The sequence below is a fragment of the Vagococcus intermedius genome (assembly GCF_029144185.1).
In the GTDB taxonomy this organism is placed as follows: Bacteria; Bacillota; Bacilli; order Lactobacillales; family Vagococcaceae; genus Vagococcus_D; species Vagococcus_D intermedius.
Window position 1 is genome coordinate 668,296 of sequence record NZ_CP110232.1, and the last position, 12,959, is coordinate 681,254.

Consider the following 12,959-nt stretch of genomic DNA (forward strand, 5'->3'; position numbering starts at 1 on the left):
ACATCCTTAGATCAAGCATAGCAAGACATTAGGGAGTGGACTTTCGAGTTTACTCCCTTAACATTAAAAATTATGGGTAAAAAGAAGGGAAGAGTGCGATCATGGCATTTAAATTTAAATTACCAGATATCGGTGAAGGTATCGCAGAAGGCGAAATCGTAAAATGGTTTGTAGCAGTAGGCGATACGATTAACGAAGATGATACATTATTAGAAGTACAAAATGATAAATCAGTGGAGGAAATTCCATCTCCAGTAACAGGTAAAGTTTTAAACATCGTTGTTTCAGAAGGAACAGTAGCAAATGTTGGTGACGTCTTAATCGAGATTGATGCGCCGGGACATGAAGATACTGATGCACCAGCTGAAGCGGCAGCACCTGCACCAGCAGCGACTCCAGCAGCAGCACCAGCAGGCGGTGTTTTCCAATTTAAATTACCAGATATCGGTGAAGGTATTGCAGAAGGCGAAATCGTAAAATGGTTTGTAGCGGCAGGCGATACAATTAATGAAGATGATACTTTATTAGAAGTACAAAATGATAAATCTGTTGAAGAGATCCCATCTCCAGTAACAGGTAAAGTTGTCAACATTGTGGTTTCAGAAGGAACAGTAGCAAATGTTGGGGATGTTTTAATCGAGATCGATGCACCAGGACATAATGATGCACCAGCATCAGCTCCAGCAGCGGCATCAGCATCTACTGAAACGGCATCAGCTCCAGCAGCAGTCGTTCCAGTAGCAGCAGACCCATCAAAACGTGTTTTAGCAATGCCTTCAGTCCGTCAATATGCACGTGAAAAAGGAATTGATATTACAACTGTACCTGCAACAGGTAAAGGTGGACGTGTTCTTAAATCTGATATTGATGCAGTAGCAGCAGGTGGCGCTCCAGTGGTTGCTTCAGCTCCAGCGGCAACAACAGAAGCTCCAGTTTCAGCTCCTAAAGCGGCAGCTACACCAGTAGCAGCACCAATTGCTCCAGCAGCAAACGGCGAAGCTCAAACTCGTGAAAAACTTACACCAATGCGTAAAGCAATTTCTAAAGCGATGGTTAACAGCAAACATACAGCACCTCATGTTACATTATTTGATGATGTTGAAGTTTCTAAAATGTGGGATCACCGTAAGAAATTTAAAGATACAGCAGCTAAGCAAGATGTTAAATTAACATTCTTACCTTATGTTGTTAAAGCGTTAGTTGCGACAATGCGCGACTTCCCAATCTTAAATGCTTCTATTGATGACACAACAGAAGAAATTGTTTACAAAAACTACTATAATATCGGTATTGCTACAGATACTCCAAACGGATTATTTGTACCAAACATTAAAAATGCTGATTCAAAAGGTATGTTTGCGATTGCTAGCGAAATTACATCTAATGCTCAAAAAGCAATGGAAGGTAAATTAGCAGCAACTGAAATGCGTGATGGTACTGTTACAATTAGTAACATTGGTTCAGCTCGTGGTGGCTGGTTCACACCAGTTATTAACTACCCTGAAGTAGCTATCTTAGGTGTAGGTACTATCGATCAACAACCAATCGTAAACGAAGATGGCGAATTAGCTGTTGGACGCGTTATGAAATTATCATTAAGCTTCGACCACCGTATTGTTGATGGCGCGACAGCTCAAAATGCTATGAACAACATTAAACGTTTATTAGCAGATCCAGAATTATTATTAATGGAAGGGTAAGGTGACTGACACATGGTAGTAGGAGATTTCGCTTTAGAATTAGATACAGTAGTAATCGGAGCTGGCCCTGGTGGGTATGTAGCAGCAATCCGTGCAGCACAAATGGGACAAAAAGTAGCAATTATTGAGCGTGAATACATTGGCGGCGTTTGTTTAAACGTCGGCTGTATCCCTTCAAAAGCCCTAATTAGTGCGGGTCATAAATATCAAGAAGCATTAGATTCAGAAATATTTGGTGTTAAAACATCAGGTGTTGAATTAGATTTTGCTAAAACTCAAGATTGGAAAGATAACCAAGTTGTTAATAAATTAACATCAGGTGTTGAATTCCTTCTTAAGAAAAATAAAGTTGAAGTTATCACAGGCGAAGCTTTCTTTGTAGATGAGCACACTTTACGTGTTATCAATGATGAATCAGCTCAAACTTATGAATTCAACAATGCGATTGTGGCAACTGGTAGTCGCCCAATCGAAATCCCAGGATTCAAATTCGCAGGTCGCGTTTTAGATTCAACTGGTGGTTTAAACTTAAAAGAAGTTCCTAAGAAAATGGTTATTGTTGGGGGCGGAGTTATCGGTGCTGAATTAGGTGGCGCTTATGCCAACCTTGGTGCTGAAGTAACAATTCTTGAAGGATCACCACAAATTTTACCAACCTTTGAAAAAGATATGGTTAAATTAGTTGAAAAATCATTCAAAGATAAAGGAATCAAAGTTGTCACTAAAGCAATGGCGAAAGAAGCTGTTGACAATGGTGATAGCGTAACAGTTAAATATGAAGTTGACGGTAAAGCAGAAGAAGTAACAGCTGACTACGTAATGGTAACAGTTGGACGTCGTCCAAATACTGATGAATTAGGTTTAGAAGTAGCGGGTGTTGAAATGACTGAACGTGGTTTAGTTAAAGTAGATAACCAAGGACGTACAAATGTATCTTCAATCTTTGCGATTGGTGATATCACTCCTGGTGCTGCACTTGCTCATAAAGCAAGTTACGAAGCTAAAATCGCTGCAGAAGCTATCTCAGGTAAAGCAGTTGCAATTGACTACTCAGCAATGCCTGCAGTAGCCTTTACTGACCCTGAATTAGCGACTGTTGGTTTAACTGAAAAAGAAGCTAAGGAACAAGGGTTAGATGTTAAAGCCTCTAAATTCTCATTAGGTGGAAATGGTCGTGCTATTTCACTTAACCAAATGGAAGGTTTCGTTCGTTTAGTAACAACTAAAGAAGATAACGTAATCGTTGGGGCACAAGTTGCTGGTGTATCTGCAAGTGACGTGATTGCCGAATTAGGTTTAGCAATCGAAGCTGGCATGAATGCTGAAGACATTGCTTTAACAATCCATTCTCATCCATCATTAGCGGAAGCTGTTATGGATACGGCAGAACTTGCTTTAGGTATGCCAATTCATATGTAAGCAAAACAAATTACTACTAGACATTATGTTTAGTAGTAATTTTTTTATTTTTCTGAAAGTCTAAAAATTGTCACCTAAAGGATTGGTGAATATGGTATAGTATTTATAGTGGATTTATTGTTCTATTAAATATTTTTTTAACAGAGTAAAAAATTTTAGTTAGTGGATTACTAGACCTATATTAGTGTGCTATAATTTTTTCGGGAGGAATGACAAGTATGAATATTCAAAGACAACCAGAGTTTGTAGAGGCATTTCATTATGATGCTCGCAATAAAGAACAAGAAATTGAGACAGAGATTAGAGTAGAGATTAGTCCGGTAGATATGAGTGAGTTACCAGATTTTCCTCACGGGAAAAGCTCAGTTTTAGGCTTGCGTATTGCCTATCAAATCGTTTTTGAAGAGTTTGTTTTAACAGGAGCCGTTAAACAAATGGTAACTTTATTGGACCGTTTTGTTGAAACTGCAGAAGAGTTATCACAGCCTGAATTAGACGAATTAATGCGCCCCTTATTCTCAATGATTGAGCGTATGACGTATGAAGTGACGGAGATCGCTCTAGATCGCCCAGGTGTTCAGTTGAATTTTACGAACAATAATTAATCTAGACAAGAAGTTAGGTTGGTCTGAGACAGTCTGTCTCAGGCTTATTTTTATAAAACTATTTGTGTGAAGTAATTGAATGGATAGGAGCGGTAAGTAGATGGAAATGATTAGAGAAAAAGAGACATTAAACCTAGTGCAACAAGAGTTAAATGAGTTTACGCCAAAACAAATTAAAATGGTCTTGTCGTTATTAAATGATGGCAATACAGTTCCTTTTATTGCAAGATATCGTAAAGAAATGACCGGTAGTTTAGATGAAGTTCAAATTAGAAAGATATTTGAACGTTATACTTATATTGAAAATTTAGAAAAGCGTAAAGCAGAAGTGTTAAGAGTTATTCAAGAACAAGAGCAACTGACTCCTGAATTAGAATACAAGCTGAAAAAAGCTGAGAAAATGCAGCAAGTGGAAGATTTATATCGTCCGTATAAACAAAAAAGAAGAACTAAAGCAACCATTGCCAAAGAAAAAGGATTAGAACCTTTTGCCAATTATTTGCTATCTCTCCCTTTGTCAGGTGATATAACAATGGAAGCTAAGACATATCTCTGTGCTGAAAAAGAGGTACTAAGTGTCGAAGAAGTGTTCGAAGGCGCACATGAAATTATGGCAGAAAAAATTGGCGAGGAAGCTAAATTTAGAGCATGGACACGTGAATTTTTTGAACAAACAGGTTCATTGGTAAGTGAAGTTAAAGCAGCTGATAAAGATGAAAAAAGTGTGTATGAAATGTACTATGATTATTCCGAACCTTTAAAAAAAATCGTATCTCATCGTATCTTAGCAGCCAATCGTGGTGAAAAAGAAGGAATTTTAAAAGTAACTATCCAATGTGAAGAGCGAGCGATTTATGATTACTTTGACAGTCAATTAATTGGAAACGACCAACACGCTCTGACGGTTCAATTTGTTAGAGAAGCTTATGAAGATGCTTATAAACGTTTTATAGCTCCAGCGATAACGCGTGAAGTAAGAAATCAATTGACTGAAAAAGCGGATGAACAAGCAATTTCAATCTTTGGTGAAAATTTACATAATTTATTATTACAATCACCACTTAAAGGTAAAGTAGTATTAGGGTTTGACCCAGCGTACCGAACAGGGTGCAAAATGGCTGTAGTAGATGCGACGGGTAAAGTTTTAGCAATCAAAGTAATTTATCCACATAAACCAGCGAACGAGGTTAAACGTCAAGCCGCTAAAGTAGAATTTTTAAACCTCGTGGAGCAATATCAAGTTGAGATGGTTGCTATCGGTAATGGGACGGCAAGTCGTGAATCCGAGCTTTTTGTTTCGGAACAATTAAAAGAATTAAAACGTGACGTTTTTTATGTAATTGTCAATGAGGCAGGGGCATCAGTTTACTCTGCAAGTGATGTTGCGCGTCAAGAGTTTCCTGATTTGCCAGTTGAGGAACGTAGTGCAATTAGTATTGCAAGACGCTTGCAAGACCCTCTCGCTGAATTGGTTAAAATTGATCCGCAAGCAGTTGGGGTAGGTCAGTATCAGCACGATGTTTCGCAAAAAATGCTAGTAGGTCAGTTGGACTTTGTAGTAGAAACAGCGGTGAACCAAGTTGGGGTAACTGTTAATACCGCCAGTCCTCAACTTTTACAACATGTATCGGGTCTAACGAAAACAACGGCACATAATATTGTCACTTATCGAGAGGAAAATGGTGCCTTTACGAGTCGACCTCAATTGAAAAAAGTACCACGTTTAGGACCTAAAGCTTATGAACAAGCTGTGGGCTTCTTAAGGATTCCTGAGGCTAAAAATATTTTAGATAATACAGGTATCCATCCAGAAAGTTATGGGATTGCTAAAGAACTTTTAAGTCGAGCAGGGGTAGTTTCTCAAGAGTTAGGTACTAAGGAAGCAAAAGAAAAGTTACTAACGTTAAAAACAAGTAGGTTATCAGAAGAATTAGGGATTGGTATGGAAACCTTAACTGATATTATTGAGGGGTTAGGGCAACCCGGCCGTGATCTACGTGATGAAATGGCAGCTCCTTTATTAAGGCAAGATGTTTTGTCAATGGACGATTTAAAAGCTGGAATGGAGTTGCAAGGGACGGTGCGCAATGTTGTTGATTTTGGCGCTTTTGTGGATATTGGAGTTAAACAAGATGGTATGGTTCACATTTCAAAATTAAGTCGAAAATTTGTGAAGCATCCAACCGATATTGTAGCAGTAGGTGATGTGGTAACTGTTTGGGTAGATGAGGTTGATCTGAAAAAAGGTCGAGTCGCTTTAACTATGTTAGCTCCTAATGTGTAAGACGGAAAAATTAAAACAAAATGCTCTAAAACTTCAGCGGTTATATGATGATTTATCAAAAAGTAATGATATAACCAATAAGGACCTGCAGCGGTTAGTCGAACTGCTTTCTGTTCAGCATTTTGGAGAGAGTTTCAAGCATTATGCTTACTTTAACCCACGACTGAAAACAACAGGTGGACGCTATCATTTAAATTCTCATGACCTAGACTTTAATAAACTTATTTTTGAATGTCATGGTTTGGAAGAGTTTAAAAAAGTTATTTTACATGAATTATGTCACTATCACTTGCATATTAAAGGAGCCGGTTATCGTCATTGCGATAATGACTTTAAGGTATTATTGAAGCAAACAGGGGGAAGTCGTTTCGCTCCGACTTTACCTTTGAAAAAAGAGGTAAGACTTAAACTCTATACTTGTCAACAATGCGGTCAACTTTATAAGCGGCAACGATACTTAAATGTTAAAAAATTTGGCTGTCAGTGTGGGGGTCGCTTGGACTTGCAGAATTAAGCTAAAAACATGAAGGTTGCGAAAATATATTTTTTTCGTTATTCTATAGATTGTGATGAACTTTTAATGGTATTTTATGAGACGAGTAAATTTCCAATGGTGGATAAGGTTAAATTTGATTTAGAAAATAACTTTTATTCGGGAAAAAGTCCTGAATTATCCTAGTGATAATAGCAGTTACACATTTTTTTCACAAAGTATTAGGTGATAGAGTGGCAGTTATAGGGCTCTTAAACTTAGTCCCATAAAAAATTTGAAAGTAAGGTAAAAATCGGCTATAATTAATAAGGTCGAAAAGAACGATGAACTTAAGTATGGAGGGTGTTTTATGGCTCAGAAAGAATTTTCTGAAAAAAAAATGGCGAATGTTATTAGTCAAGCCAATGAATGGTTTGCAGCATTCCAAGAGAGTAGTTTATATACAAAATTAAATACGTCAGCTCAAGCGAATAGCGAATTAGTTATTATTTCATTTTCAGAATTGATGTATAAAGAAGAATTACGTTCGGGTAAAGAATGGACAGCAACAACTTTAGAAAATATTTTAGTTAATATTTTCCCTAAAGAAGTATCAGAATATGGCAATATTTCTAGCGATATTATTGCTATTTTAACGGCTTATTTTGAATTCTTAAAAGAAGATGGAAAAATTAGCAATGCAGATACTTTAAGCCGTAAATTGGCTAAATTATCATTTGGTGAGGCGACAGAAGTTCCGACACCAACCGTTGAAAAAACTGTTACTAAAAAAGTAGCGCCAGCTACTAAGAAAGCAACAAAAACAACTTATAGTGAAGAAGATGTGCAACGTTTCAATCGTTTTGCGATGGGAAATTCAATTAATACAGGCTCAGTTGCAGCAACACCAAAAGTAGCAACAACTTCTACTAAAACAGTTGGCCGTAATGAACCATGTCCTTGTGGTAGTGGTAAAAAATTCAAAAAATGTCACGGTAAATAAAAAAAAGACTATCGAAAATTCGATAGTCTTTTTTATTAGGAATTTATTCTCATTTAGATCAATGGATTCTCAATTAAAGTCAGTTTGACTAGCAATATAATAACGGGAAAAAATCTTTTTTTGAGTACTATAAATAAAAAAATCAAGTATTTATCCTTATAAATAAAGACTTTATCTTTGTTCTTGTTAGATAATAATATTCTTTGACTAATAAGTTTTTATTTGTTATTATGATAAAGTGATATAAATAACTAAGAGAAAAAGGGGACTATTAATTATGAGTAACTTAATTAACACTAAATTATTTGATTTTGAAGCAGATGCTTATCGCCAAGGAGAGTTTATTAAAGTCAAAACAGAAGATATTTTAGGAAAATGGAGTATTTTCTTCTTCTATCCAGCGGATTTTTCATTTGTATGTCCAACCGAATTAGGTGACTTACAAGATTATTATAAAGAGTTACAAGCAGCGGGTTGTGAAGTTTATTCAGTTTCTACAGATAGTCACTTTGTACATAAAGCATGGGCAGATGCAACTGATACAATTGGTAAATTAGAATATACAATGCTAGCTGATTCAAATGGCCAAATCTCTCGTTTCTTCGAAGTGATGGATGAAGAAGCTGGACAAGCTTTCCGTGGGTCATTTGTAGTAAACCCTCGTGGTGAAATCAAAGCGTATGAAATCCATGATATGGGCATTGGTCGTAATGCTGAGGAATTAGTTCGTAAAGTTGAAGCAGCAATGTTTGTTGAAGAACATGGTGATCAAGTATGTCCAGCTAACTGGAAACCAGGGGCTGATACGATCGCACCAAGTTTAGATTTAGTAGGTAAAATCTAACTATTATCTCGATAAAAAATAGAAAAGGCTCTACCTTACTAAAGGCTAGGGTCTTTTTTTACTAAGACTAAGGGAGTGTAAGTTAAAATGACTAAACATATTTATGATTTAATCGTAGTAGGTGGTGGCTCTGCTGCACTATCAGCAGGTATTTATGCGGGACGTTCAATGATGGACACCTTGATTATTGAAAAAGACAAAATTGGTGGACAGGCAACGACGACATCTAGTGTGGTAAACTATCCGGGTATTCGTAATGGGCAAGGACCTGCCATGATGAACGAAATGCGTTTGCAAGCGGAAGAGTTTGGGACTGAGTTTAAGACAGACGAAATTATCTCAGCAGATGTTAAAGGCGACGTAAAAGAACTAACTGGCAAAAGTGGGGTAGTTTATCAAGCTCGTTCTATCATGATAGCAACAGGGGCTTCACCAAATAAAATTGGATTCCCAGGTGAACAAGAGTTTACAGGACGTGGTATTGGTTATTGTTCGACTTGTGATGGTGAGTTCTTTACAGGATTAGATATTTTTGTTCTAGGCGGGGGGTATGCTGCAGCAGAGGAAGCAGTTTTCTTAACTCGTTTTGGTAAAAAAGTTCATATGATTATTCGCGAACCTGATTTTACCTGTGCTGAGATGACGGCTAATTTAGCCAAGAATCACCCGAAAATTGATATTGTTTACAATACTGAAGTGAAAGAAATTAGTGGCGAGGGGTTGTTGCAAAAAGCAATTTTTGTTAATAATCAAACTGGGGAGGAAACTGTCTTTGAGGCAGATCCAGAAGATGGCTCATTTGGAATGTTTGTTTTTGCAGGAAGTAAACCAAATACAGAAATTTTCAAAGACCAAGTAGAGATGGATCCTCGTGGTTTTATTCCAACAAATGATTTGATGGAAACTAACGTATCAGGTGTTTATGCAATTGGTGATTTACGCGTGAAAGAATTGCGTCAAATCGTCACAGCCGTAGCAGATGGTGCGATTGCAGCGACTAAGGCTGAAAGCTATGTTAAAGAACAAAAAACACGTTTAGGTATCTCAATAGAACCTAAAGAAATTAAAAAAACAAAAGTGACGGAAGAAAAAGCAACCCCAGTGGCAAGTTCAGCAACAGAAACTGTCAAAACGGGTACTTGGTTCCCTCAAGACATGCAAACACAGTTAAAAGGAATTTTTAGTAAATTAACAAAAACAGTGACAATTAAAACAATTTTAGATGCTAGCAATCCTAAAACAATGGAGTTGTCTAGTTTCTTAGATGAATTTGGGGGATTGAGCGATAAAATTATCGTAAAAAATATTTCTCGTGGAGATGATTCAGAGCTAGAAGGGTCAATTAATTTGGAACATTTACCTTCAGCAGTTTTATTTGATGAAACTGATACTTATACAGGTATTAAATTTAGTGGGATTCCAAGTGGTCATGAACTTAACTCTCTTGTTTTAGCGGTTTATAATACAGGAAGTGAAGGACAAGCGATTGAGGCAGCACAATTAGATAAAATCAAAACTTTACCAAAAGCCAAGATTCAAATTTGTGTGTCATTATCATGCCACTATTGTCCAGATGTTGTGGCAGCGTGTCAACGAATTGCATCATTAAATCCTGGTATTGAGGCTGAGATGATTGATACGGCTTTATTCCCAGAACTTAAAAAAGAGAAGAAAATCATGAGTGTTCCAGCTATGATTATTAATGATCAAGAGGTTATTTTTGGTGCTAAATCAATGGATGATATTATTTCAGAGTTAGCAAAATAGTAAAAAAGAGTATCTCAATTAATTGAGATACTCTTTTTTAAACTCTAAACTTTCTCAATCATAAAATCATCAAGTTCTTGTTTACTTAGATTTGCATTTAGGGCGACTAATAGCTTAATCCGGGCTTTTTGACTGTTTAAACCGTTGCAGAATAAGACACCTTTTTTCTCAAGTTGTGCCCCCCCACCTTCATAGCCGTACACACCTTCAGCCACACCATTGAAACAGCGTGAAACTAGTACCACAGGGATATTATTGGCAATTAAATTATCAATAGCAGGTAAGGTTTGTGGAGGTAAATTACCTGCACCTAAGGCCTCGATTACTAAGCCGTCGATTTTACTAGTAGTCAAGAGATCTAAAATGTCTGACCCCATACCAGCATAGGCAGTCACAATAGGTATTTGACCATTAATGCTAGTGACATCGATAGTATGATTAGTAATTAGTTGTTGATAAAAACTAACAATATGTTTATTGACCAAACCGATTGGGCCAAAGGTAGGTGTTCTAAAAGTAGCAACATTTGTTGTATGGGTTTTGGTAACATAACGAGCCGTATGAATTTCATCATTCATCACAACAAGAGCACCTTTATCAACAGATTCTTCATTAGCTGCAACACGAATGGCTGTTAAGAAATTATATAAACCATCTGAACCAATTTCGTTACTTGAACGCATCGCACCAGTTACGACAATTGGTAAAAGATGACCGACAGTAATATCTAAGAAATAAGCTGTTTCTTCTAAGGTATCAGTCCCATGTGTGATCACGACACCATCAATGCCTTCCAAAACACCTTCTTGAATTCTTTTTTTTAAAGCTAACATATGTCCCGGTGTAATATGAGGCGATGGAACATAAAAAAAGTCTTCCACAATTAACTCGATATCCTGCTCGAAGTTGTTAACAACATCTAATAGTGGATTGCTCTGTTTAGTTGACACCGCTCCAGTCTCGCTATCTTCTGCCATAGCGATAGTCCCGCCTGTGTGTAAAACAAGTATTTTTTTCATATCAGCCCAACTTTCTATATAATTAATTCTTGGCAAAAAGCCACTCTTTGTAGTATAGCAAAAAAATCTGATTTCTTGCTGAATTTTGCGAAAATTATTAAGATTGTGTAAAATATACATGAGAGGTGAGTATGTGATAAAAATAGGTTTAACAGGTTGGTCAGAACATGTGGATTTATTAAATAAAAATAACATAAGTTTAGGTGAGTACTCCTCAGTATTACCAATTGTGGAGATTGATACTTTCTTCTACGGTATTCCTAGGGTTAGTACGGTGGCAGAATGGGTAAAAATAACACCACCGACTTTTAAATGTGTAATTAAAGCTCACCAGAGTATGACAACCCATCGACCATGGCAAGATTTTTATGACTCTGAAAAGGAGTTATATCAAAAATATCTCGAATCAATTCAGCCTTTAGTTTCCAGTGACAAACTCTCAGCTATTCTATGTCAATTTCCAGCGTCTTTTCATTGCACAACTGAAAATATTCTTTATTTAAAACGTTTAAGAAAGATTTTTTCGACCTTGCCTTTGGCAATTGAATTTCGCCATATTAGTTGGTATCTACCTGAAAATAAACAAGGAATGGTTGAGTTTATGATGCAGGAGCAACTAAGTTTACTAGTGGTTGATGAACCGCAAGTCCTAGGAAAATCAATTCCATTTGAGCCAATTCTAACAACTTCGCCATTAATTTTCCGCTTACACGGTCGCAATTTAGAAGGGTGGAAGACCCAAGGAGATGATTGGCGGAAAAAACGAACTCTGTATTGTTACAATCGGGATGAATTAAATGAGCTAGCCTTAATAGTCAAAGCTCAGTTGCAACAAACAACTGATATTATCGTTATATTTAATAACAATTCAGGTGGCGATGCAGCGGCTAATGCTTTAACTTTTAAGAGCCTGTTAAATTTGGAGTATAAGGGCTTAAATCCGCAACAGTTAAATTTATTTTAAGAGGAAAATAAATGACTATTTCTGCAGTGTTTTTTGATATAGATGGTACGCTAATTGACTCAAAAGGTAAGGTGTTAGACTCAACTAAGCATGCCGTTAAAGCTATGAAAGAAGCCGGTATAATTTGTGGAATAGCTACAGGTCGAGGTCCGCTGGCTATTTTACCTGAAATTAGAGCGTTAGGATTTGATGTTTATGTAACCTACAACGGTCAATTTGTCTATACAGAAGAAGAAATCCTAAGAGCAGAGTCAATTACTGATGAGATGTTACGCAAGTTAGCTCGTGTAGGTGAGAAACAACAAAGACAGTTATTATTTTGTAGTGATAATATGGTTATGGGACATTGGTTATTAGAACTGGGTCAAAAATCATGGGTTCAAAATTTACGGCGTGTGTTACCTAAATCTTGGCATTTGAAAAGATCAAACTTCGAGAAAAAGATTCATCAACAGGTGAGGCAGCCTAATTTAGTACCTGTACACTATACGAAGTTACGGATTTTAGAAAAACCAATCTATCAATGTCTGTTAGCTAGTCCAGAATCGGAACAAAAAAAATTAATCCAACTTTTTCCGGAGTGTACAATTACGCGTTCCAATCCTTATATGGTAGATATTATTGCTAAAGGGGGATCAAAATGGGAAGGTATCCAATCAGCAGCTAGTTATTTTTCCTTTGATTTATCTCAAACAATGGCTTTTGGTGATAGTTTTAACGATCAAGAGATGTTGGAGTCAGTCGGAGTTGGTATAGCCATGGGAAATGCTGAAAGTCTGATTAAAGATATTGCTGATGAGGTAACCCTTGATCATAATGAAGATGGCATTTTAGAAAGTTTGCAAAAATATGGTGTGCTAGCGAAAGAAAAGGAGCAGTAAG

At 36.8% G+C, this 12,959-nt stretch carries 10 protein-coding genes and 1 pseudogene; 10 read left to right on the forward strand and 1 reads right to left on the reverse strand.

Features of this window, described 5'->3' with window-relative positions; translation table 11 throughout:
- The first annotated feature begins 101 nt into the window (after nucleotides 1-101).
- From OL234_RS03060 to OL234_RS03095, 8 genes and pseudogenes are all read left to right on the forward strand, one after another.
- Nucleotides 102-1,700 carry a dihydrolipoyllysine-residue acetyltransferase gene (locus tag OL234_RS03060; RefSeq protein WP_275469706.1) on the forward strand — a complete coding sequence of 533 codons (1,599 nt, stop codon included), beginning with the start codon at nucleotides 102-104 and terminating at the stop codon, nucleotides 1,698-1,700.
- Nucleotides 1,701-1,712: 12 nt separating this feature from the next.
- Nucleotides 1,713-3,119: a dihydrolipoyl dehydrogenase gene (lpdA, locus tag OL234_RS03065; protein WP_275469707.1), complete on the forward strand. Its 1,407-nt coding sequence runs from the start codon at nucleotides 1,713-1,715 to the stop codon at nucleotides 3,117-3,119.
- A 218-nt stretch (nucleotides 3,120-3,337) separates the two neighbouring features.
- Nucleotides 3,338-3,724, forward strand: a complete 387-nt coding sequence (locus OL234_RS03070) for a DUF1149 family protein (protein WP_275469708.1) — start codon at nucleotides 3,338-3,340, stop codon at nucleotides 3,722-3,724.
- Nucleotides 3,725-3,830: 106 nt separating this feature from the next.
- Nucleotides 3,831-6,008 (forward strand): Tex family protein, encoded by a 2,178-nt coding sequence (locus tag OL234_RS03075; protein ID WP_437184434.1) that lies wholly within the window; start codon nucleotides 3,831-3,833, stop codon nucleotides 6,006-6,008.
- Nucleotides 6,009-6,078: 70 nt separating this feature from the next.
- Nucleotides 6,079-6,522 carry a SprT family protein gene (locus OL234_RS03080; protein WP_275470104.1) on the forward strand — a complete coding sequence of 148 codons (444 nt, stop codon included), beginning with the start codon at nucleotides 6,079-6,081 and terminating at the stop codon, nucleotides 6,520-6,522.
- An 883-nt stretch (nucleotides 6,523-7,405) separates the two neighbouring features.
- Nucleotides 7,406-7,483 (forward strand): annotated as a pseudogene (locus OL234_RS11030) (SEC-C metal-binding domain-containing protein); the annotation flags it as partial.
- A 277-nt stretch (nucleotides 7,484-7,760) separates the two neighbouring features.
- Nucleotides 7,761-8,327 carry an alkyl hydroperoxide reductase subunit C gene (gene ahpC / locus OL234_RS03090; RefSeq protein ID WP_275469711.1) on the forward strand — a complete coding sequence of 189 codons (567 nt, stop codon included), beginning with the start codon at nucleotides 7,761-7,763 and terminating at the stop codon, nucleotides 8,325-8,327.
- 87 nt (nucleotides 8,328-8,414) lie between these two features.
- Complete coding sequence (locus OL234_RS03095; protein WP_275469712.1) at nucleotides 8,415-10,094, forward strand: FAD-dependent oxidoreductase; 1,680 nt, start codon at nucleotides 8,415-8,417, stop codon at nucleotides 10,092-10,094.
- A 44-nt stretch (nucleotides 10,095-10,138) separates the two neighbouring features.
- Here the strand turns inward: OL234_RS03095 and OL234_RS03100 are convergent, their stop codons facing one another.
- Nucleotides 10,139-11,113: an asparaginase gene (locus OL234_RS03100; RefSeq protein WP_275469713.1), complete on the reverse strand. Its 975-nt coding sequence runs from the start codon at nucleotides 11,111-11,113 to the stop codon at nucleotides 10,139-10,141.
- 133 nt (nucleotides 11,114-11,246) lie between these two features.
- Here OL234_RS03100 and OL234_RS03105 point away from each other — a divergent pair, with 133 nt between their 5' ends.
- Nucleotides 11,247-12,077, forward strand: a complete 831-nt coding sequence (locus OL234_RS03105; RefSeq protein ID WP_275469714.1) for a DUF72 domain-containing protein — start codon at nucleotides 11,247-11,249, stop codon at nucleotides 12,075-12,077.
- 11 nt (nucleotides 12,078-12,088) lie between these two features.
- The gene (locus tag OL234_RS03110; RefSeq protein ID WP_275469715.1) at nucleotides 12,089-12,958 is read left to right on the forward strand and encodes a Cof-type HAD-IIB family hydrolase; all 870 of its coding nucleotides are present in this window, start codon (nucleotides 12,089-12,091) and stop codon (nucleotides 12,956-12,958) included.
- Nucleotide 12,959 lies beyond the last annotated feature (1 nt).